We start from the raw sequence: 22,304 nt of genomic DNA on the forward strand, positions 1-22,304 counted from the left end.
GTCTCACCCAAAGTGCAAAAAGCCCGGCACGCCGGGCTTTTTGCTGATTTGATGGTGACTCACTCGCCAAGATAAGCTGCACGCACCTTGGGGTCTTCCAGCATGTCCTTGCCCACGCCGGTCATGGTGATGAGACCGGAGTCCATCACATAACCGCGGTCTGCAATGGCCAGGGCGCGACTGGCGTTTTGCTCTACCAGCAGCACCGTGACCCCTTGGGCGTACACATCGCGCACCACCTCGAAGATCTTGTCGACCATGATGGGCGACAAGCCCATGGACGGCTCGTCGAGCAGCAAGACTTTGGGGCGGCTCATCAGGGCGCGTCCCATGGCCAGCATTTGCTGTTCGCCACCGGACATGGTGCCCGCCAGCTGGTCCTTGCGTTCGCGCAGGCGCGGGAAGATGGTGAACATCTTCTCGATGTCGTCGGCGATGCCTGCTGCGTCTGAGCGGATGTACGCGCCCATTTGCAGGTTTTCGGTGATGGTCATGCGGGTGAACACGCCACGGCCTTCCGGCACCATGGCCAGGCCTTGCTTGACCAGGTCCCAAGGGCCCTGACCTTGGATGCTCTTGCCCAGGTACTCGATGTCACCGGCTTGCAAAGGCAAGGTGCCGGTGATGGCTTTCATGGTGGTGGTTTTGCCTGCGCCGTTGGAGCCGATCAGCGACACCAATTCGCCCTCGCGCACCTCCAGGCTCACGCCCTTCACGGCCTGAATGCCGCCGTAGCCGACCTGCAGGTCTTTGACTTTCAAAAGAACATTGGCCATCTCAGTGCCCTCCTGTGCCCAGATAGGCTTCAATCACTTTTTCGTTTTTCTGCACTTCAGCAGGCGTGCCTTCGGCAATCTGTTTGCCATAGTCAAGCACCGTGACCCGGTCACACAAGCCCATGACCAACTTCACATCGTGCTCGATCAGCAAGATGGTGCGGTTGTCCTTGCGGATCTGATCGATCAACTCGCGCAGCTGCACTTTTTCGGTCGCGTTCATGCCGGCAGCGGGTTCGTCCAGCGCGATCAACTGCGGGTCGGTGGCCAAAGCACGGGCAATTTCCAGGCGACGCTGGTCTCCATACGAGAGCGTGCGGGCCTTGTAGTCGGCATATTTGCCAATGCCCACATAGTCGAGCAACTCTTGCGCACGCTTTGCAATCGCGGCTTCTTCGGCCTTGAAGCCGGGCGTGCGGAAAATCGCGCCCAGCAGACCCGAGTGGGTACGCACATGGCGGCCCACCATCACGTTTTCGAGCGCCGTCATTTCGGCGAACAAGCGGATGTTCTGGAAGGTGCGGGCAATGCCCGCCTTCGCGACTTCATGCACGGCCGTAGGCTGGTAGGGCTTGCCTGCCAGCTCGAAAGTGCCGCTGTCGGGCGTGTAAAGACCGGTGATCACGTTGAAGAACGTGGTCTTGCCAGCACCGTTGGGGCCAATCAGGCCATAGACCTGGCCACGTTGAATGGTCATGCCCACGTCGGTGAGGGCTTGCAGACCGCCAAATCGCTTGGAAATGCCCGAGACGTTGAGGACGGTGTCTTGGTTGGCTGTTGGATTCATGTTCTGCTCCTTCATTTCGTCTTGAGCGATTTGCCATGCTCAGGCGAAGGCCACAGCCCACGGGGACGCATCAACATGATCACGATCATGGCCAGCGCCACCAGCAACTGGCGCAAAATGGCTGAGTCCAGACGCCCGCCCGTCATCTCCTGCAAGGGGCCAGCGACATAGCGCAGTACTTCGGGCAAGGCCGACAGCAAGATGGCGCCCAGAATCACACCGGGCAAATAGCCGAGGCCACCCAGCACCACCATGGCCACGATCATCACCGACTCCATCAGGCTGAAGGACTCGGGCGAGATGAAGCCTTGGAAGCCGGCAAACATGGCACCCGAAACACCGCCGAAGGTAGCGCCCATGCCAAAGGCCAGCAGCTTGAGGTTGCGGGTGTTCAAGCCCATGGCTTTGGCCGCAATCTCGTCTTCGCGGATCGCCATCCAGGCGCGGCCAATGCGGGACACCTCCAGACGGTGCGAGATCAAAATCGTGACCAGCACCAAGCTGAGGAACAGGTAATAGTAAAGCGAGACCGAAGCGATTTCAAAATCACCAATCATCAGTTTCTTGCCCAGGTTCAGCCCGAAAATCGAAATCGGATCGATCTGGTCCAGGCCCTTGGGGCCGTTGGTGATGTTGACCGGGTGGTCCAGGTTGTTCATGAACACGCGGATGATTTCGCCAAAGCCCAGAGTCACGATGGCCAGGTAGTCACCGCGCAGCTTGAGCGTGGGCGCACCCAGCAACATGCCGAACAAACCGGCCAGCGCCGCCCCTACCGGCACGATCAGCCAGATGGGCATGTGCAAGCCGGTCGGATACGCCGCAGCGATCCATGCAAAGGTGTTGGTCAGGTGTGGCGATGACAGCAGGCCGTACATATAGGCCCCCACAGCGAAGAAGGCCACGTAACCCAGGTCCAGCAAACCGGCATAGCCCACCACAATGTTCAGGCCAATGGCCAACAAAATGTAGAGCAAGGCCATGTCGGCGATGCGCACCCAGGCGTTGCCGAACATCTGCAGGATCAGGGGCAAGGCGATGAGCGCTGCACCGATCAGGATGTATTGAAGTGTCTTGTTGTTTTTCATGTTCGACTCCATCAAGCGCGATCGGCCACACGTTCACCCATGAGGCCCGAAGGACGCAAGGTCAACACGATGATCAAGACAATGAACGCAAAGATGTCGGTGTAATGGCTGCCCAAAACACCGCCCGTGAGGTGGCCGATGTAACCCGAACCAATGGCTTCGATCAGGCCCAGCAAAATGCCGCCAATGACCGCGCCCGACAAATTGCCAATGCCGCCAAACACCGCCGCGGTGAAGGCCTTCAGGCCAGGCAAGAAGCCCATGGCGTGTTGCGCCGTGCCGTAGTTGGATGCGTACATCACACCCGCAATGGCCGCCAAAATGGCGCCAATCACGAAGGTGGCCGAAATCACCATGTCGGGCTTCACACCCATGAGACCCGCCACGCGCGGATTCTCGGCCGTGGCCCGCATGGCGCGGCCCAGACGTGTGTAATTGACCAGCCACATCAGGATCGCCAGCGACACGGCCGTGACGCCCAAAATCATGATTTGGGTGGGCGTGATCACCACGCCACCCATGTTGATGGGGGTGCTGGACAGGAGTGTCGGGTAAGCCTTGTAGTTGGGCTTCCAGATGATCATGGCCAGGGTCTGCAGCAAGATGCTCATGCCGATCGCGGTGATCAGGGGGGCCAGTTTGGGGCTGTTGCGCAAGGGCCGGTAAGCGATTTTTTCAATCGAATAGTTCAAAACCACGGCCACCACACACGCAATCAGCGTGGCCAGGATCAGGATGACCCATCCTGGTGCACCCGGCATGGCGTCACGCATCATGCCGATCGCGGACCAGCTCGTCAGAGCCCCCACCATCAGCACTTCACCGTGTGCAAAGTTGATCAGGTTGATGATGCCGTACACCATGGTGTAGCCCAAGGCCACCAAGGCGTACATGCTGCCCATGACCAGGCCGTTGATGACCTGCTGGAAGAAGACGTCCATATATTTCTCCGTGTTTGGACCTGCGCTTAGCGGGTCTACGCGTCGGTTGTTGTTCTCATGACAAGAATCACCTTTTGGGTGAGCCCTGACAACTAGCAAAAACCCCGCCAGATTTGCACAGCATCTGGCGGGGTGGCGGGATTGTAGTGAAAGAAAGTATCCCCTCAGTATTCAATCCTGTCAGGACTTACCCTGTGGCCGAATTTTTCTTTCGCAGTTCTTCCAGTTTGTCGGCAATTTTGATTTCCAGGCCCCTGCGCACGGGTTTATAAAAACCGGGTTCGGGCATGCCGTCGGGCAAATAGCGCTCGCCTGCGGCAAAACCGTCCTCTTCATCATGGGCGTAACGGTAGCCCTTGCCATAGTCCAGCTGCTTCATGAGCTGGGTGGGCGCATTGCGCAAATGCATGGGCACTGGGCGGGTGCCGTCTTTTTGGACCCAGGCCTTGGCCTCGTTGAAGGCTTTGTAAGCGGCATTGGATTTAGGGGCCACGGCCAGATAAATCACGCACTGCGCCAGCGTCAGCTCACCCTCGGGGCTGCCCAGGCGCTCATAAACCTCGGCGGCGTCCAGCGCCATGCGCAGCGCACGCGGGTCGGCCAAGCCGATGTCTTCGCTGGCCATGCGGATCAGCCGCCGGGCCATGTAGCGCGGGTCCGCACCGCCGTCGAGCATGCGCACGAACCAATACAGGGCGGCATCGGGGTCGGAGCCGCGCACCGATTTGTGCAAGGCGCTGATGGTGTCGTAGAACTGCTCGCCGCCTTTGTCGTAGCGACGCATGCGCTCGCCCAGCACACGCATCAACCAGGCGTCGGTCACCGGGTCGATGCTTTCCTGCTGGGCCGCCATGGCCAGGGTTTCCAGCGTGTTGAGCAAACGCCGGGCATCGCCATCGGCATAGGCCAGCAAGCGGGCCAACGCATCTGGCTCGATGGCGGGGATGGCTTGAATGGCCTGAGCCCTTAACACGATGCTTTGCAGGTCTTCCTCGGTCAGGGGCTGCAGCACATACACCGCCGCCCGAGACAGCAAAGCTGAATTCACCTCAAACGAAGGGTTCTCGGTGGTGGCCCCGATGAAGGTGAACAGGCCGCTTTCCACATGCGGCAAAAACGCGTCCTGCTGGCTTTTGTTGAAGCGATGCACCTCGTCCACAAACATGATGGTGCGCTGAGGGTGCAAGCCTGTGCGGGCGGCTTCGGCTTTTTCCACCGCTTCGCGGATGTCCTTGACGCCGCCGAGCACCGCGCTGATGCTCAAAAATTGCGCGTCAAACGCATCGGCCATCAAACGGGCGATGGTGGTTTTGCCCACGCCGGGCGGCCCCCACAAAATGCAGCTGTGCGGCTGGCCCGACTCGAACGCGAGACGCAATGCCATGCCCTCGCCCAACAAATGCTGCTGGCCAATCACCTCACCCAAATGGCGCGGGCGCAAGCGCTCGGCCAAAGGGGCATGGGGGGACAGACTGGCGGCTTTCATCGGCACCCGGGCAACATCAAGGCCGAATGACGTCCACGCCCGCCGGGGCCTTGAACACAAAAGTGCTGGCGGGCAAAACCGGGTTGAGCTCAAAGCCCGTAAACGTCAGCACCGACCGCTGGCCCAGACTGTCTTGCACATCGAGCACGGCCAGCTCGGGGCCAGATGGTGCTGCACGCAAACCCACCATCACCGAGCGGATTTGCCCGTCGGGCGATTGGGGCGTGGCCCGCACCCATTGCAGACCGTCACGGTCGGGCTCAGGCGTGAATTGAAAGTCGTTTTTCAGGGTCTGTAAATCCGAGGCCCCGGTGAGCAAGGCGGCCGGGGTCGAGCCCAGCACCTGCGACTGCGCACGGGCCGTGACCTGGTTCAGGTCCACATCGTGCAGCCACAAGGTCTGGCCATCGGCCACCAGGGTTTGCACAAAGGGCTTGCGGTAGTCAAAGCGGAATTTGCCTGGCCGCTGGAACTCAAAACGGCCACTCGATGTTTTGGCGCGCGGGGTCTGTCCTGCGCGGCTGGGCGAAGTGACCACCTGGGTGAAGTCGGCCCGGCCGCTGCGGGCCTGCTTCATGAACTGGGCCAGCAGGTCCACACTGTCGGCATGAGCAGGCAGGGCCAAGGACCACACTGCCGCAGCCAGCAGCAAGCTGACGCCCCAACCCAGCACAGATCGGCGCTGTTCAAAATTGTTTGTCATTCGGCTCACTCTGCCCGTGCGGGCACCAAAATTTCACGCTGACCACTGCCGCTCATGGCACTGACCAGACCGGCTTTTTCCATGTCTTCCACCAAGCGGGCGGCACGGTTGTAGCCGATCTTGAGGTGGCGCTGCACCAGCGAAATGCTGGCCTTGCGGTTTTTCAAGACCACTTCCACGGCCTGGTCGTACATCGGGTCTTTTTCGCCGTTGTCGCCCTCGCCCAGCATGCCGCCGTCATCGTCCACCGTGCCGCCTTCGAGCACGCCTTCGATGTAATCGGGCTCGCCCTGGCTTTTCAGGTAGCTCACCACCCGGTGCACTTCTTCGTCGCTCACAAAAGCGCCGTGCACCCGGATCGGGAAACCCGTGCCCGAGGGCATGTACAGCATGTCGCCCATGCCCAGCAGGGCTTCGGCCCCCATCTGGTCGAGGATGGTTCGGCTGTCGATCTTGCTCGAGACCTGAAAGGCGATGCGGGTCGGGATGTTGGCCTTGATCAGGCCTGTGATCACGTCCACGCTGGGGCGCTGGGTGGCCAAAATCAGATGGATGCCAGCAGCGCGTGCCTTCTGGGCCAAGCGGGCAATCAACTCTTCGATCTTCTTGCCCACCACCATCATCAAATCGGCCAACTCGTCGATCACCACCACAATGTGCGGCAAGCGCTTGAGCGGCTCCGGGTCATCGGGTGTGAGGCTGAAGGGGTTGTAGATGAACTCTTCGCGGGCAGTGGCTTCGTCGATCTTCTGGTTGTAACCGGCCAGGTTGCGCACGCCCATCTTGCTCATCAGCTTGTAGCGTTTCTCCATCTCGGCCACACACCAGTTCAGGCCATGCGCGGCCTGGCGCATGTCGGTGACCACCGGGGCCAGCAGGTGCGGAATGCCTTCATAAACCGACATTTCCAGCATCTTGGGGTCGATCATCAAGAGGCGCACATCGCGTGCTTCGGCTTTGTAAAGCAGCGACAAAATCATGGCGTTGATACCGACCGATTTGCCGGAGCCGGTGGTGCCGGCCACCAGCACATGCGGCATCTTGGCCAGATCGGCCACCACTGGGTTGCCAATGATGTCTTTGCCCAGACCCATGGTCAGCATCGACTTGGCTTCGTTGTAGACCTGCGAGCCCAAAATCTCGCTCAGCTTGATCGACTGGCGTTTGGCGTTGGGCAACTCCAGCGCCATGAAGTTTTTGCCGGGAATGGTCTCGATCACCCGGATGGACACCAGACTGAGCGAACGCGCCAGGTCTTTGGCCAGATTCACCACCTGCGAGCCTTTGACGCCCGTGGCCGGTTCGATCTCGTAACGGGTGATCACCGGGCCGGGGGCTGCGGCCACCACACGCACTTCCACACCAAAATCCTTGAGCTTTTTCTCGATCAGGCGGCTGGTCATTTCCAGCGTCTCGGGCGACACCGTTTCTTGCCGGATGGACAAGCTATCGAGCAAATCGACTTGCGGCAGCTTGCTGTCAGGCAACTCGGTGAACAGGGGTTTCTGGCGTTCCTTGACCACCCGATCGCTGCGCGGCACCTCCATGACGGTGGGCTCTATGACCCGGGGGGCAAGGGGCTGTGCGGGCATAGGCACGGGCTCCAAATCGAGTTGACCTTCGGCTGCAGTCGTCAAAGGACTGAGATCCCATTGCGGCTCGATGGCCTGCAAAGGTGTGGTTTGCTCACGTTCGCGCAATGCCTTCTGGCCCAAGGCCAGATCCTCTTCAATTTCACGCTTCACATGGCGCGACTGGATCAAACCGTCAATGCGGGCACCAATCGACTCGGCCAATTGACCCCACGAAAAGCGAAACACCATGGCCACGCCCGCCACCACCAGGGCAATACCCATCAAGGCGGCCCCGGTAAAACCCAACCAGCGTACGCTGGCGGTGCCCACCAAATAGCCCAGAACGCCGCCACTGTGGCCTGGCAGATGGGTCTCCAGCCGGTACAAACGGGCCCACTCCATGCTGGCACTCGCCGCCAACAACACCAACAGGCCGATCCAAAAAGACCAGCGACTGCTCAGGCCAAATCCCGCATGAACCGATCCTTCTTCGCCGGAAGGGCCTCGCAACCAGCGGGCCAAACCCACCAACCAAGCACGACTCGCTGCGGCCAAGCACCACCAGGCGGAATACCCCAAGCCGAAGTAAGCCAGATCGGCCAACCAAGCGCCCACCGGCCCCACCCAGTTGCGCACACCCTGGCCACTGCCCGAGGTGGACCAAGCCGGATCGGCGGGGTGGTAACTCAGCAAAGCCAGCAAGCAAAGCAATAACAAAGCGCCGCCCATCAACAGAACGATTTCCTGGGCGAATCGCGCCCAGAAAGTTTGCGGCGCCTCCTGCGCCTTGTCCCGGGCGGTCGGGTTGGTCAATGTATGCAGGGAATAAGTCATAAATTAAGCCGCAAGCTTACCCGATCAGGCCCCATCCGGGCCGCCCGCGCCCAAGGCGCAAGACCTCTTTACGCTTTGTCTTTGACGGTTTCTTACAATCAGATCATTCTTTGCATTGCACTGACTTTTCTTTCAACCGTCTGCTCAACCCGATCGCTCACCATGTCTGCCACTGCCAAACACGCCCAAGTCCTGATTCTCGGCTCCGGCCCTGCCGGCTACACCGCCGCCGTTTACGCCGCCCGCGCCAACCTCAAACCCCTGCTGATCACCGGCATGGCGCAAGGCGGCCAGCTTATGACCACCACCGAGGTGGACAACTGGCCCGCCGACGTGCATGGCGTGCAAGGCCCCGACTTGATGCAGCGCTTTCAGGCGCATGCCGAGCGCTTCAACACCGAAATCGTGTTTGACCACATCCACACCGTCAAGTTGGAGCAGCGCCCCTTCACTCTGATCGGCGACAGCGGCACCTACACCTGCGACAGCCTGATCATCGCCACCGGCGCGTCGGCCAAATACCTGGGCCTGCCCTCCGAAACTTCCTTCATGGGCCGCGGCGTGAGCGGATGCGCCACCTGCGACGGCTTCTTCTACCGCGACCAGGTCTGCTGCGTGGTGGGCGGCGGCAACACGGCCGTCGAAGAAGCCCTGTACCTGTCCAACATCGCCAGCAAGATCTATTTGATCCACCGCCGCGACAAATTCAAGGCCGAGCCCATCTTGGTCGACAAGCTCATGGACAAGGTGGCCGCAGGCAAGATCGAGCTGAAAACATTCCAGACCCTGGAAGAAGTGCTGGGCGACGCTTCGGGTGTGACCGGCGTGCGCCTGAAAAGCACCAAAGACGGCTCCCTGCACGACGTCGAACTCAAGGGCTGCTTCATCGCCATTGGCCACGCCCCCAACACCGACATCTTCCAGGGCCAGCTGGAACTCGAAAACGGTTACATCGTGACCCAAAGCGGCCTCAAAGGCTTTGCCACCCAGACCTCGGTGCCCGGCGTGTTCGCTGCGGGTGACGTGCAAGACCACGTCTACCGCCAGGCCATCACCAGCGCAGGCACGGGATGTATGGCGGCGCTGGATGCGCAGCGTTTTCTGGAACAGCACAACGGTTAACGCATCCGCGCCTTCGACATGAACGGGAACATCGGCAAGGCTGTGTTGAAAGTCCCGCGAACAGTCAATGGGAGATGGGGGTGCCTGCCGGGGTGATGTGGCAAAGCGAAGCGCCTCTGAACCCCGGCAGGCACCCCCACCTCCCAACCCACAAGGGGCAAACACCACCCTTCAAGCACTGAACCAACTGGCGCAACGATCCAAGCCATCACTTTGAAGCTATAATCTAAAGCCTTGCTGGAACTGCCCGGATTGCCATTCGGGATCACGGAGCCAGCGATCTGGGATACCGCCACCCATCTTGGCGAGGTGAGGCTGGAGCGCCAGGCCCTGTGCAAATCTGCATGAGACCCATCGGCACCGGCTGTTTAAAAGTATCGGAGTGTCCACATGGCACGCGTTTGCGACGTAACGGGCAAAGGCCCAATGACCGGGAACAACGTTTCCCACGCCAACAACAAAACCAAGCGCCGGTTCCTGCCGAACCTGCAATACCGTCGTTTCTGGGTTGAAACAGAAAACCGTTGGGTGCGTCTGCGCGTTTCCAGCGCCGCTCTGCGCCTGATCGACAAAAACGGCATCGATGCCGTGCTCGCAGACCTGCGCGCACGCGGTCAAGCCTAAACCCAGAACATTAGGAGTCATCTACCATGGCAACCAAAGGCGGACGCGAAAAAATCAAGCTGGAATCCACAGCTGGCACTGGTCACTTCTACACGACCAGCAAAAACAAGAAAACCATGCCCGAGAAAATGTCGATCATGAAGTTCGACCCCAAAGCTCGCAAGCACGTGGAATACAAGGAAATCAAGCTGAAGTGATTCGGCCTGAGCCTTGCAACAAAAAACCCGCTGTTGATACAGCGGGTTTTTTTATGCCTGAAACTGGGTTGCATCCGGCGGGCTGCACAGCTTCACCCTACCCGTCTCGATATGTCCTTGGACGTATCCTGCCATCGAAGGGAACTTCAACTGTCATCAATCCAGCAGGCGCGGGTAGCACGTCCTGCCAAGCCTGACGAATGGCTGTAGGCACAAGAAAAGGCACCCGCATCAGAAACCCCCTTCAAAGCAAACAGGGCCCGAAGGCCCTGTTGAGGTGGATGCTGAAAGAATCAGCTCGCGTGACGAACCGCGCGCAACTTGACCGAGAAGTCACGTAAAGCAGCAATACCGCTTTCTTCGGCGCGGCGGCACCAAGCCTGCAAATCAGCGGCCAGTTGCTCGCGTGAGTGCGAAGTGTTCAGCCAAATCTGGCTGAGCTCTTCACGCATTTGCACCATTTTGTCGAGCACGGGGCTCGCGGCGCGGGCTTGCTTGAGCTGGGCTTGAGCAGACGCGGGCACTTTGGCCGCATCGCGGTGCAACCAGCGTTGCGCCGTCTTCAGGGCATGGGCATCCAGTTTGATCTTGCTGGCTTCCTGCTGCATGACGGTTTTCACGTTACGGGCGTAACCGGCCATCACCTCGTAGCGGTTAGCGATCAGGGCTTCCAGCGTCTTCTCGTCGGCCACAGGGCGTATGTCACCATAAGCCAAGCGGGGCGGCGTCTTCTTGACGGTGGCCAGACCCAGGGTTTCCAGGGTGCGAATGTACAACCAGCCGATGTCGAACTCGTAAGGCTTGACCGACAACTTGGCCGATGTGGGGTAGGTGTGGTGGTTGTTGTGCAACTCTTCGCCACCAATCAGGATGCCCCAGGGCGAAATGTTGGTGCTGGCGTCGTGCGCCTCAAAGTTGCGGTAACCCCAGAAGTGGGCCGCACCGTTGATGATGCCCGCTGCCGTGATCGGGATCCAGGCCATTTGAACCGCCCAGACCGTCAGGCCCAAGAAACCGAACAAGGCCACGTCGATGATCAACATCAACGCCACACCTTGCCAGGAAAAGCGGGTGTACAAGTTGCGCTCGATCCAGTCGTCGGGTGTGCCGTGACCATAGCGCTGCAAGGTTTCCTTGTTCTTGGATTCCTTGCGGTACAGCTCGGCACCCGTCAACAACACGGTCTTGATGCCGTGCACATGGGGGCTGTGAGGGTCTTCGGCTTGCTCGCACTTGGCGTGGTGCTTGCGGTGGATGGCCGCCCACTCCTTGGTCACCTGGCCGGTAGTCAGCCACAGCCAGAAACGGAAAAAGTGCGAGGGAATGGCGTGCAGGTCCAAGGCGCGGTGCGCCTGGTGACGGTGCAGGAAAATCGTGACGCTGGCGATGGTGATGTGGGTCAGGACCAAGGTGATCAACACCATTTGCCACCAAGCCAAATCAAACAGACCGTGGCCCATCCAGTGAACCACCGCATCCAAAAAAGCCCAATCAGGCAACAACATGAGTCTGTCTTTCTACAGGCGCCTGAATTCAGGCAATTTCTCGATTTTAAGTTTGCCGGCCTAAAAAGGACAGCGTTTTCGACCGATGTCGGCTGTTACAAGTTAAAAAGTATTACTTTTTAACCCAGGCTGCGGCAAAAAACCCATCTGTGGCATGGCGATGGGGCCACAGCCTCAGGAATGTGCCGGCTGGCGGAGCATCGGGGTGGGCATCGCCCGATGGGGCCGGTGAGCACAGGCTGGCGGCGTGGGGCACTTTGAGCCTGTCGAGCTCTTGGGCCACATTCAAAGGGACAAAGTCCGGGTTGACGGCACTGAAAACTTGCGCGATCAACTCGTTTTCCTCGGGCAACACGCTGCAGGTGGCATACACCAAGCGGCCGCCCGACTTGACCATCCGGGAAGCACTTTGCAGGATGGCTTGCTGCTTTTCAGTCAGCTCTTGCACAGCTTGGGGCTTTTGCCGCCACTTCAAGTCGGGATTACGGCGCAAGGTGCCCAGACCCGAACACGGGGCATCGACCAGCACGCGGTCAATCTTGCCCGCCAGGCGTTTCACGCGTTCGTCGCGCTCGTGCGCAATGGCCGCCGGGTGCACATTCGACAAGCCGCTGCGGGCCATGCGGGGTTTGAGCGCGTCCAGGCGGTGGCCCGACACGTCAAAGGCATACAAGCGACCGGTGCTGCGCATGGCCGCGCCCAGCGCCAGCGTTTTGCCGCCCGCGCCGGCACAAAAGTCCACCACCATCTCGCCCCGGTGCGCGTCCACCAGCAAGGCCAGCAACTGCGATCCCTCGTCCTGCACTTCAATCGCGCCCCGAGTGAAGGCATCGGTTTTTTGCAAAGCAGGTTTGCCTTGCAGGCGCAGGCCCCAAGGCGAGTAAGGCGTGGGCTCGGAAGCGATGCCCGCTTGCGCCAGCTCTTTCTGGATGTCGCTGCGCTTGGCTTGGAGCGTGTTCACGCGCAGGTCCAGCGTGCCGGGCTGCTGCAAATGCTCAGCCAAGTCCCAAAAATCCTCGCCCAACTGGGCTTGCAGGGCTTGCGCCATCCAGTCGGGCAGGTTGTGACGGTGCGGGGCCATCAAGGCGTCCGCCGGGATGGCATCACAAGTGGCCAGCCATTTTTTCTCGGTGTCGTTCAGGGCTGAGGCCAAAAAATCACGCGGACCGAAAAAGCCCAAAATCGCCAGCTTGCGCTCTTTGGCGCCCGAGCCCGAGCGGGCCAGCTGCTCAAACAGCAGCTTTTTGCGCAGCACGGCAAAAGCGGTTTCGGCCAAAGTGGCACGTTCACGGGGGCCCAGCGAGCGGTGTTCGCGGAAATAGCGCGACACCACAGCGTCGGCGGGATGTTCAAATTGGAGGACCAGCCTGACCAGATCGGCGCAGGCGTCTAAAAGGGCTTTTGGATGCATAGGGGCGTATTGTCCCATTCCGCTGGCCCGTCTCAAACCTCAAGCACAAAGCCATGACCGAAGATTTGCCACCCCTGATCGAAACGCCCCAAGGTCTGTACCGCCATTACAAAGGCGGCCAATACCGCGTGCTGGGCACCGTGCGCCACAGCGAAGACCTGCAGCCCATGACGCTGTACCAGGCGCTCTATGGCAAGCAAGGCCTGTGGGTCAGGCCTGCGGCCATGTTTACCGAAGTTGCCGAGTTCAATGGAAAAGTGCAACCGCGCTTTGAACGCATCGGCGATTAAGCCAAAAACTGAGCAATCGCCTGCGGATAAATCAGGTGCTCTTGGCTGAGCACACGCGCCGCCAAAGTATCAGGGGTGTCGTCCGGTAGCACTGGCACCACCGCCTGCGCCAGGATGCTGCCATGGTCCAGCTCGGCTGTGACCTGGTGCACCGTGGCCCCGGCAAAGCGGCAGCCGGCGTCGATCGCCCTCTGATGCGTGTTCAGGCCCGGGAAGGCGGGCAACAAGGACGGGTGGATGTTGAGCAAGCGCCCGGCATAGTGCGCCACAAAACCGGGGGTCACGATGCGCATGAAGCCCGCCAGCACCACCAAAGCGGGCGCGTGCCGGTCGATCTCGGCCATGAGCGCCGCATCAAAGTCTTCGCGGCTGGCAAAGGCCTTGTGGTCGAGCACCTGGGTCGCGATGCCGTGGTCTTGGGCGAAAGCCAGGCCCGGGGCATCGGCCCGGTTGCTGAGCACGGCAGCCACCCGGGCGTTCAAGCGTTGGGCCCAGCGGCCCTGCTCTGAGGCACGCACGATCGCAGCCATGTTGGAGCCCGAGCCCGAAATCAGAATGACGATGTTTCTCATGAAGGGTTGGATTATCCCTGCAGGCCCCGGGTCTGCCGACATTTGTCGCACCAAGGACATGCCGGATCGGCCTGCGCGTGATAAAAAGCACGGTCGTTTGATTTTGAGAGAAAACCCCATGGATTTGGCATTCACCCCCGAAGAGCTCGCTTTCCGCGACGAGATCCGCACCTGGGTCAAGGCAAATTTGCCCACTGACATTTCGCACAAAGTGCACAATGCCATGCGCCTGACGCGTGACGACATGCAGCGCTGGGCCAAGATTTTGGGCAAAAAAGGCTGGCTGGGTTGGGGCTGGCCCACGCAGTTTGGCGGCCCGGGCTGGACCGCCGTGCAAAAACATTTGTTCGAAGAAGAATGCGCCCTGGCGGGTGCCCCCCGCGTCGTGCCTTTTGGCCCGGTGATGGTGGCCCCCGTGATCATGGCTTTTGGCAACGCCGAGCAGCAAAAGCGGTTTTTGCCCGGCATCGCCAGCGGCGAAGTGTGGTGGAGCCAGGGCTACAGCGAGCCGGGCTCCGGCTCGGACCTGGCGTCGCTCAAAACCCGCGCCGAGCGCGTGGGCGACAAATACATCGTCAACGGCCAGAAAACCTGGACCACCCTGGGCCAATACGGCGAGTGGATCTTCTGCCTGGTGCGCACCAGCACCGAAGGTAAACCCCAGACCGGCATCTCGTTCTTGCTGATCGACATGAAGTCGCCCGGCATCACCGTGCGCCCCATCAAGCTGCTGGATGGCGAGTGCGAAGTCAACGAAGTCTGGTTTGACAACGTCGAAGTGCCCGCCGAAAACCTGATCGGCGAAGAAAACAAAGGCTGGAACTACGCCAAACACCTGCTGGCCCACGAGCGCACCAACATCGCCGACGTGAACCGCGCCAAGCGTGAGCTCGAGCGCTTGAAGCGCATCGCCAAAACCGAAGGCGTGTACGACGACATGCGTTTCCGTGACGAGATCGCCAAGCTCGAAGTCGACATCGTGGCGCTGGAGATGCTGGTGCTGCGCGTCTTGTCGGCCGAAAAATCCGGCAAAAACTCGCTCGACATCGCAGGCCTCTTGAAGATCAAGGGCAGCGAGATCCAGCAACGCTACACCGAGCTGATGATGCAAGCCGCAGGCCCCTTTGCCCTGCCCTTCATCTTCGAAGCCATGGACGCAGGCTGGCAGGGCAACTTCCCCGGCGGCACGCTGGCCAACGCCCCTCTAGCCGCCAACTACTTCAACATGCGCAAGACCACCATTTACGGCGGCAGCAACGAAGTGCAACGCAACATCGTCGCCCAGACAGTTCTGGGTTAAGGAGACACACATGGATTTCGATTTTTCTGACGACCAGGAACAACTGCGCGATGCGGTACGCAAATGGGTGGACAAGGGCTATGACTTTGACCGCCGCCGCGCCATCGTCGCTGCAGGCGGTTTTTACCGGGCTGCCTACGGCGAAATGGCCGAGCTGGGCCTGACGGGTCTGTACGTGAGCGAGGAGCACGGCGGGATGGGCATGGGCCCGACCGAAGCCATGGTCGCCATGGAAGAGCTCGGCCGTGGCATCGTGCTCGAACCCCTGACCCAAACCCTGATCTGCAGCGCCACACTGCAAACCCACGCCCCTGCAGCCCTGCAAGCCGCTTGGTTGCCGCGTATCGCGGCAGGCGAGGCCATCGTGGTGCTGGCACAGCTAGAACGCGGTGCCCGTTATCAGCTGGGCCGCTGCGCGGCGCAAGCCACCGAATCGAACGGTGCATGGTCGGTGACCGGCACCAAGAGCGTGGTGGCTGTGGGTGACCAGGCCGATGCCTTCGTGGTGCCCGCCACCGTGAACGGCCAGATCGCCCTGTTTTTGGTGGAGCGCAGCGCCAGCGGTGTGAGCACCCAGGCCTACGGCACGCAAGACGGCACACGCGCTGCCGAAGTGGTGATGAGCCAAGCCCCCGCGCAGCTGATCACCCTGAACGGCCTGAGCGCTTTGGAAGAAGCCGTGGACATCGGCATCGCCTGCACCTGCGCCGAAGCCGTGGGCGTGATGGACAAAACCATGGCCATCACCGTGGACTACATGAACACGCGCAAGCAGTTTGGTGTGGCGATTGCCAGCTTCCAGGCCCTGCGCCACCGCGTGGCCGACATGAAGATGCAGCTGGAGCTGGGCCGCTCGATGAGCTACTACGCCAGCCTCAAGCTGCACGCGCCTGCTGACGAACGCCGCCGAGCCTTGGCCCGTGCCAAGTATCAGCTGGGCGTGTCCATGCGCTTCATCGGTCAGCAAGCGGTGCAGCTGCACGGCGGCATTGCCGTCACCGACGAGTACATCGTGAGCCATTACTTCAAGAAATTGACGCAGCTGGACATGACCTTTGGTGACACCCTGCACCAGCTGGGCGAAGTGTCTGCCCGCATGCAGGAGACGGCAGGCGTGTTCGCCTGAAACTAAAGGCCTGTGAACCTGAGCAAGATGGGAGGGCAGCGCGGGTCAGGCGATGTGGCAAAGCGAAGCGCCTCTGAGCCCGAAACGCGCTGCCCTCCTACCTAGCGGCCCAACACCAGAATCGTCTGGATGAGCCACCCATCAACAAGGCACCGAGAGGGGCCATTTTGATGCTCACTCCGCCTCCCGCACCCGCAAAAAAGAAGCAAATCGCGGCAAGCCCGAGGGCGTGCGCTCGCGGTAGCGGTAAGTGACCCAAGCCCCCAGGGGCGGCGGTTTGCGACGCAGCGCGTCGCTCAGGCCCGCGCCCAATGCAAAGCGCTGACCCGAGGGCATCTGCAGCAGCAAAGCCCCCGTCATGCCCGCCAAACGCCCTTTGCCCTGCTGATGGCCCACCACCAAAGCTTCTTCGTCAGGCTCGGGTTTGAGCTTGTACAACGCGTCTGTTCGGCCTGGCCGCCATAAGGCATCGGCGCGGTGCAGCATCAAGCCCTCGCCACCTTGGCGTACCGTCTCCTGCAAAAACGCTTGCAAAGCACGGGCGTCTTTCACTTCGCGCTGCGCCACCGGCATCAGCCAGGGCTGTTGCACCTGCGCCAAGATCGACTGCACAAAAGCCACCCGCTGCGCAAACGGGGCGGCATGGCCAGGGGCATCAAACACCAGGTATTTCACGGTCCGCCAGGCCTCGTCATCGGGCTCGATCTGGCGCACCACGCCCGAGAGCCGGTCAAAGGCCCCGCGGCCCATCCACAACTCGCCGTCGAGTGGAATCCGAGGTAACGCCGACAAGAACCAGGCAGGAGCTGCAATCACCCGGCCGCTGCGAAAGCGCAAGACCTGCCCATCCCAGACGGCACGAACGCCATCGAATTTTTCACTCACCCAAAAGCCTTGCGGGGAATGTGCAAGGGGCCAGGGCAATGCCAGCTGAACTTGGATGGAGATGGGGGTCAGCGGATCGCCACGCACGGCAGCGGCGAACCAGGGACCGATGAACATCACCACCCAACTCTGGCGCCGCGATAAGCCGCGCACCGTGTTCAAGACTTGTGCTTGCATGCTGTGTCTCCCTGAGGGCTCCAGGCGCTTGCGCCTTGGGCCTTTTGTTTTCAGGAGTTCATGATGCGTCGCTTTGGCAAGCTGCGCAAGCGAAAAACCAACGAGTTCAGGCCATCAAGCGCGAATTCTTGGGGACATGTGCCATCAAAAACGCCATCTGGTCACTCAGAATGCGGCGGTTGCGTAGGATGAAGTCTTCCCACAGGCTGGGCACATAGGGCGCGTACAGCAAAGGCATCTTGGCTTGTTCGGGCGTGCGGCTGCTTTTGCGGTGGTTGCAGGAGCGGCAAGCCGTGACCACGTTCATCCAGTGGTCAGGCCCGTTTTGGCACAGGGGCACGATGTGCTCGCGGGTCAACACCGACTCGTGGAAATGCCCGCCGCAATACGCGCACAGATTGCGGTCGCGCACAAACAGTTTGGTGTTGGTGAGGCCCGGGCGCATGTCAAACGGGTTGATGCGGGGCACGCCCTGGGTGCCGATGATGCTGTTGACGGTGATGATGGATTGCTGCCCGGTGAGCGCGTTGTGTCCGCCATGAAAAACGGCCACTTGCTGACCCGCTTCCCAACGCACCTCGTCTGCCGCGTAGTGCGTGACCGCCTGCTCCAGCGTGATCCACGATTGCGGCAAGCCTTGGGCCGAGAGTTTCAAAACCTTCACAGACGCCTCCATCCAACAGTTCAAAAAAACCACTGACACGAAAAGTTCCGTCTCGATTGGGCCCCGAGCGCTAGGGTGCCACCGCTGGGGAATCGGGCTCAGTCACAATATACCCTCTTACATTGACAAATCCGTGAAAGCTGGCGCTTGCCCAGCGCACAGGCAGGACATGAGCAGCGACATGAAGGTTTTCCGAGGCTTCCACCACCCCGACTTGGCCCCCGCTTGCGCTCTGACCATTGGCAACTTCGATGGCGTGCACCGCGGCCACCAGGCCATGCTGGCGCTCTTGCGCAGCGAAGCCGCTCACCGGGGTGTGCCCAGCTGCGTGATGACCTTCGAGCCCCACCCGCGCGACTACTTTGCCAAAGCGCTGAACAAGCCCGAGCTGGCCCCTGCCCGCATCGCCACGCTGCGCGACAAACTGCAGGAGCTCGAGCGCTGCGGCGTCGACCAGGTGGTGGTGGTGCCTTTTGATGCCCGGCTGGCCAGCCAATCGCCCCAACACTTCATCGAACAGGTGCTGGTGCAGGGCCTGGGTGTGCGCTATGTGCTGGTGGGCGACGATTTCCGCTTTGGAGCGCAACGCGCGGGTGACTACGCGATGCTCGACGCTGCAGGCCAGCGCCTGGGCTTTGACGTGGCCCGCATGAACAGCTACGAGGTGCATGGCCTGCGCGTGTCCAGCTCAGCCGTGCGTGAAGCACTGAACCGGGGCGACCTGCCAGCTGTACAGGCACTGCTCGGTCGCCCCTACAGCATCAGCGGCCATGTGGTGCATGGGCGCAAGCTGGGCCGCGAATTGGCCGCCACCGCCGAAGGCGCAGGCGACGGCTTTCGCACCCTGAATTTGCGTTTCTCGCACTGGAAGCCTGCCGCCAGCGGCATCTTTGTGGTGCAGGTGCATGGCCTGGCCGATCAGCCCTTACGAGGCGTGGCCAATCTGGGCATCCGCCCTTCGCTGGATCCGAATGATGTGAATGGCGGCCGCGTGCTGCTCGAGACCCACGCCTTCGACTGGCCCGCCCATCTGGGGGCCGAGGGGGGCTACGGTAAAATCATCCGCGTGGACTTGCTGCATAAATTACACGACGAGCTCAAATACGACGGTCTGGACGCCCTGACACAGGGCATTGCCAAAGACTGCGACGATGCACAAGCGTGGTTTGCCTCCCGCCATGGTGAAACCAGCCGCCAAACCACCCGCGACCGAATTTGACGCTCCGGCCCTCGTTTGCTGCCCTTCGACAGGCTCAGGGCGAACGACCTCCACGGCCCACCCCCTCTTGATCTCTCCGAACGGCCCGCCGCTCGGGCTGAGCTTGTCGAAGCCCTCTCGACCAGACGCACCATGACCGACAAAACCCAGAACCCCGACACCCGCATCAACATGATGGACACCGCCTTCCCGATGCGCGGCGACCTGCCCAAGCGCGAGCCGGGCTGGGTGAAAGACTGGAACGACGGCGGTCTGTACAAAAAACTGCGCGCTGCCCGCCAGGGTGCGCCTTTGTTCGTGCTGCACGATGGCCCACCCTACGCCAACGGCAAGCTGCACATCGGCCACGCGCTCAACAAAGTGCTCAAGGACATGATCGTCAAGTCCAAGCAACTCGCTGGCTTTGACGCGCAATACATCCCCGGCTGGGACTGCCATGGCTTGCCGATCGAAAACGCCATCGAAAAACTGCACGGCCGCAACCTGAGCCGTGACGACATGCAGGCCAAGAGCCGCGCTTTTGCCACCGAGCAGATCGGCCAGCAGCGCGAAGACTTCAAGCGCCTGGGCGTGCTGGGCGACTGGGAGCGCCCCTACCGCACCATGGATCCGGCCAACGAAGCCGGAGAGATCCGCGCCTTCAAGCGCGTGATCGAGCGCGGCTTTGTGTACCGGGGCCTCAAGCCCGTTTACTGGTGTTTTGACTGCGGCTCGTCGCTGGCCGAGTTCGAGATCGAATACGCGGACAAAAAGAGCGACACGCTGGACGTGGCCTTTGAAGCCGACAACAACGCCGCTCTGGCTACCGCCTTTGGCCTGCCCCAACTGCCTGGCGAGGGCAGCAAAAAAGCCTTTGCCGTCATCTGGACCACCACCGCCTGGACCATCCCTGCCAACCAGGCCCTCAATGCCCACCCCGAGCTGGAGTACGCCTTGGTCGACACGCCACGTGGCGTGCTGCTGCTGGCCGCCAGCCTGGTCGACAAATGCCTTGAGCGCTATCAACTGCAAGGCACCGTGATCGCCACCGCTGTAGGCGAGAAACTGCGGGGCTTGGTTTTCCGCCACCCGCTGCACGACACCGTGACGGCCGAAGAAGGCGGCAAATACAGCTACCGCCGCACATCGCCGCTGTACCTGGCCGAGTACGTGACCGCCACCGATGGCACCGGCATCGTGCACTCTTCCCCCGCTTATGGTGTGGACGACTTCAACTCCTGCGTGGCCAACGGCCTGGCCTACGACGACATCCTCAACCCCGTGCAAGGCAACGGGGTGTACGCCGAAGAACTGCCCTTCTTTGGTGGCCAGCACATCTGGAAAGCCTGCGCTCGCGTGATCGAGGTGCTGGGCCAAAGCGACCGCCTCATGGCCACCATGGAAATCACCCACAGCTACCCGCACTGCTGGCGTCACAAAACCCCCGTCATCTACCGCGCTGCCGCCCAGTGGTTTGTGCGCATGGACGAGGGCGAAGGTGTGTTCACGAAGGACAAAGCACCCAAGACCCTGCGCCAGCTGGCCCTGGACGCCATCGAGCAAACCCAGTTCTACCCCGAAAACGGCAAATCGCGTCTGCGCGACATGATCGCCAACCGCCCGGATTGGTGCATCTCGCGCCAGCGCAGCTGGGGCGTGCCCGTGCCGTTTTTCCTGCACAAGGACAGTGGCGAGCTGCACCCGCGCACCATGGAGATCCTTGACCAAGCGGCCGACATTGTGGAAAAAGGCGGCATCGAAGCCTGGAGCCGGGTGACGGTGGAAGAGATGCTGGGCGCACAAGACGCGCCCCACTACACCAAGAGCACCGACATCCTGGAAGTCTGGTTCGACTCGGGCTCCACCTTCCAGCATGTGCTGCGCGGCAGCCACAAAGACGCTTACGGCGTGCCACCCTTCCACAACGAAGGTCCTGAGGCCGACCTGTACCTGGAAGGCCACGACCAGCACCGCGGCTGGTTCCACTCTTCGCTCTTGCTGGGTTGCGCCCTGTACGACCGCGCGCCTTACCGGGGCCTCTTGACCCACGGCTTTGCCACCGACGGCCAGGGCCGCAAGATGAGCAAGAGTTTGGGCAACACGGTGGACCCGCAAACCGTGACCAGCAAAATGGGCGCTGAAATCGTGCGCCTGTGGGTGGCGTCCACCGATTACTCGGGCGACCTGAACATCGACGACAAAATCCTGGCCCGCGTGGTCGACGCCTACCGCCGCATCCGCAACACGCTGCGCTTCCTGCTGGCCAACGTGAGCGACTTCGATCCGGCGCTTGATGCCGTGCCCGATGACCAGCTGCTGGAAATCGACCGCTTTGCCTTGGCCCGCGCTGCCCAGTTGCAAGCCGACATCCGCGCCCACTTCGACATGTACGAGTTCCACCCCGTGGTCTCCAAGCTGCAGATTTACTGTTCGGAAGACCTGGGTGCGTTCTATCTGGATGTGCTCAAGGACCGCCTGTACACCACCGCGCCCAAGTCGCTGGCCCGCCGCAGTGCGCAAACGGCGCTCTACCGCATCACCCACGGCATGCTGCGCTGGATGGCGCCCTTCCTGTCCTTCACCGCCGAAGAAGCCTGGAGCACCTTTGGCAAGTCGGAGTCCATCTTCCTGGAAACCTTCAGCGACTTCGGTGCGGCCAATGCCGCGTTGCTCACCAAATGGGCCCGCATCCGCGAAATCCGCGACCTAGTAAACAAAGACATCGAAAACCTGCGCTCTGCTGGCCAGGTGGGGGCCTCGCTGCAAGCCGAGATCACACTCACCGCGCCTGCCGCTGACCACGCCCTGCTGGCCAGCCTGGGCGCGGACATCAAGTTCGTGTTCATCACCTCCAAAGTCAATTTGCAGGCGGGCGATGCATTGGCCGTGCAAGTGACACCCAGCCAAGCCACTAAATGCGAGCGCTGCTGGCACTACGCGGACGATGTGGGCGCTGATGCGGCGCACCCCACAATCTGCGGCCGCTGCATCAGCAACCTGCACGGCGCGGGCGAAACCCGCAGCGTGGCCTGACCTTCAAGCAC

At 61.1% G+C, this 22,304-nt stretch carries 20 protein-coding genes; 8 read left to right on the forward strand and 12 right to left on the reverse strand.

From position 1 onward, the window contains the following. Positions 1-59: 59 nt before the first annotated feature. From ACHEXL_RS10020 to ACHEXL_RS10050, 7 genes are all read right to left on the reverse strand, one after another. A complete protein-coding gene (locus tag ACHEXL_RS10020) occupies positions 60-776 on the reverse strand; it encodes an ABC transporter ATP-binding protein (RefSeq protein ID WP_108331346.1) in 717 nt (238 codons plus the stop codon). Between the two features lies 1 nt (position 777). Next, positions 778-1,563 (reverse strand): ABC transporter ATP-binding protein, encoded by a 786-nt coding sequence (locus ACHEXL_RS10025; protein ID WP_416559235.1) that lies wholly within the window; start codon positions 1,561-1,563, stop codon positions 778-780. Between the two features lie 11 nt (positions 1,564-1,574). Continuing rightward, entirely contained in the window at positions 1,575-2,651 is a 1,077-nt protein-coding gene (locus ACHEXL_RS10030; RefSeq protein ID WP_416559237.1) for a branched-chain amino acid ABC transporter permease, read from the reverse strand. An 11-nt stretch (positions 2,652-2,662) separates the two neighbouring features. Beyond that, positions 2,663-3,592, reverse strand: a complete 930-nt coding sequence (locus ACHEXL_RS10035; protein ID WP_108331344.1) for a branched-chain amino acid ABC transporter permease — start codon at positions 3,590-3,592, stop codon at positions 2,663-2,665. A 187-nt stretch (positions 3,593-3,779) separates the two neighbouring features. Continuing rightward, the gene (locus ACHEXL_RS10040; protein WP_416559239.1) at positions 3,780-5,078 is read right to left on the reverse strand and encodes a replication-associated recombination protein A; all 1,299 of its coding nucleotides are present in this window, start codon (positions 5,076-5,078) and stop codon (positions 3,780-3,782) included. 16 nt (positions 5,079-5,094) lie between these two features. Then, complete coding sequence (gene lolA, locus ACHEXL_RS10045; protein WP_416559241.1) at positions 5,095-5,781, reverse strand: outer membrane lipoprotein chaperone LolA; 687 nt, start codon at positions 5,779-5,781, stop codon at positions 5,095-5,097. 5 nt (positions 5,782-5,786) lie between these two features. Next, a complete protein-coding gene (locus ACHEXL_RS10050) occupies positions 5,787-8,189 on the reverse strand; it encodes a DNA translocase FtsK (protein WP_416559243.1) in 2,403 nt (800 codons plus the stop codon). Positions 8,190-8,351: 162 nt separating this feature from the next. Here ACHEXL_RS10050 and trxB point away from each other — a divergent pair, with 162 nt between their 5' ends. From trxB to rpmG, 3 genes are all read left to right on the forward strand, one after another. Next, a complete protein-coding gene (trxB, locus tag ACHEXL_RS10055) occupies positions 8,352-9,311 on the forward strand; it encodes a thioredoxin-disulfide reductase (RefSeq protein WP_416559245.1) in 960 nt (319 codons plus the stop codon). A 390-nt stretch (positions 9,312-9,701) separates the two neighbouring features. Then, complete coding sequence (gene rpmB, locus ACHEXL_RS10060; RefSeq protein WP_026039317.1) at positions 9,702-9,935, forward strand: 50S ribosomal protein L28; 234 nt, start codon at positions 9,702-9,704, stop codon at positions 9,933-9,935. Between the two features lie 26 nt (positions 9,936-9,961). Continuing rightward, positions 9,962-10,132 carry a 50S ribosomal protein L33 gene (rpmG, locus tag ACHEXL_RS10065; protein WP_006298735.1) on the forward strand — a complete coding sequence of 57 codons (171 nt, stop codon included), beginning with the start codon at positions 9,962-9,964 and terminating at the stop codon, positions 10,130-10,132. A 293-nt stretch (positions 10,133-10,425) separates the two neighbouring features. Here the strand turns inward: rpmG and ACHEXL_RS10070 are convergent, their stop codons facing one another. Both ACHEXL_RS10070 and ACHEXL_RS10075 read right to left on the reverse strand, forming a co-directional pair. After that, entirely contained in the window at positions 10,426-11,637 is a 1,212-nt protein-coding gene (locus ACHEXL_RS10070) for a DesA family fatty acid desaturase (protein ID WP_416559247.1), read from the reverse strand. A gap of 112 nt (positions 11,638-11,749) precedes the next feature. After that, on the reverse strand, positions 11,750-13,048 hold the full coding sequence (locus ACHEXL_RS10075; protein ID WP_416559249.1) for an RsmB/NOP family class I SAM-dependent RNA methyltransferase: 1,299 nt from the start codon (positions 13,046-13,048) through the stop codon (positions 11,750-11,752). A gap of 53 nt (positions 13,049-13,101) precedes the next feature. Here ACHEXL_RS10075 and ACHEXL_RS10080 point away from each other — a divergent pair, with 53 nt between their 5' ends. Continuing rightward, the gene (locus tag ACHEXL_RS10080; RefSeq protein ID WP_416559251.1) at positions 13,102-13,338 is read left to right on the forward strand and encodes a DUF1653 domain-containing protein; all 237 of its coding nucleotides are present in this window, start codon (positions 13,102-13,104) and stop codon (positions 13,336-13,338) included. Here ACHEXL_RS10080 and purN read toward each other — a convergent pair. Continuing rightward, complete coding sequence (purN, locus tag ACHEXL_RS10085) at positions 13,335-13,910, reverse strand: phosphoribosylglycinamide formyltransferase (protein WP_416559253.1); 576 nt, start codon at positions 13,908-13,910, stop codon at positions 13,335-13,337. The genes ACHEXL_RS10080 and purN overlap by 4 nt on opposite strands. 118 nt (positions 13,911-14,028) lie before the next feature. Here purN and ACHEXL_RS10090 point away from each other — a divergent pair, with 118 nt between their 5' ends. Both ACHEXL_RS10090 and ACHEXL_RS10095 read left to right on the forward strand, forming a co-directional pair. Further along, the gene (locus ACHEXL_RS10090; protein ID WP_416559255.1) at positions 14,029-15,210 is read left to right on the forward strand and encodes an acyl-CoA dehydrogenase family protein; all 1,182 of its coding nucleotides are present in this window, start codon (positions 14,029-14,031) and stop codon (positions 15,208-15,210) included. Positions 15,211-15,220: 10 nt separating this feature from the next. Next, on the forward strand, positions 15,221-16,336 hold the full coding sequence (locus tag ACHEXL_RS10095; RefSeq protein ID WP_416559257.1) for an acyl-CoA dehydrogenase family protein: 1,116 nt from the start codon (positions 15,221-15,223) through the stop codon (positions 16,334-16,336). Between the two features lie 174 nt (positions 16,337-16,510). On the opposite strand, the gene ACHEXL_RS10100 is transcribed toward ACHEXL_RS10095, so the two are convergent. Both ACHEXL_RS10100 and ACHEXL_RS10105 read right to left on the reverse strand, forming a co-directional pair. Beyond that, positions 16,511-17,398 carry a DNA ligase gene (locus ACHEXL_RS10100; RefSeq protein ID WP_416559259.1) on the reverse strand — a complete coding sequence of 296 codons (888 nt, stop codon included), beginning with the start codon at positions 17,396-17,398 and terminating at the stop codon, positions 16,511-16,513. A 106-nt stretch (positions 17,399-17,504) separates the two neighbouring features. Then, positions 17,505-18,062: an HNH endonuclease gene (locus ACHEXL_RS10105; protein ID WP_416559261.1), complete on the reverse strand. Its 558-nt coding sequence runs from the start codon at positions 18,060-18,062 to the stop codon at positions 17,505-17,507. Between the two features lie 181 nt (positions 18,063-18,243). Between ACHEXL_RS10105 and ACHEXL_RS10110 the strand changes: the two genes are divergently transcribed. After that, a complete protein-coding gene (locus ACHEXL_RS10110) occupies positions 18,244-19,281 on the forward strand; it encodes a bifunctional riboflavin kinase/FAD synthetase (protein WP_416559263.1) in 1,038 nt (345 codons plus the stop codon). A gap of 132 nt (positions 19,282-19,413) precedes the next feature. Continuing rightward, positions 19,414-22,293, forward strand: coding sequence for an isoleucine--tRNA ligase (gene ileS / locus ACHEXL_RS10115; protein WP_416559265.1), 2,880 nt, complete (start codon positions 19,414-19,416; stop codon positions 22,291-22,293). Positions 22,294-22,304: the final 11 nt, after the last annotated feature.

The organism is Limnohabitans sp. YIMB22184, assembly GCF_048020265.1.
Lineage (GTDB): Bacteria > Pseudomonadota > Gammaproteobacteria > Burkholderiales > Burkholderiaceae_C > Limnohabitans_A.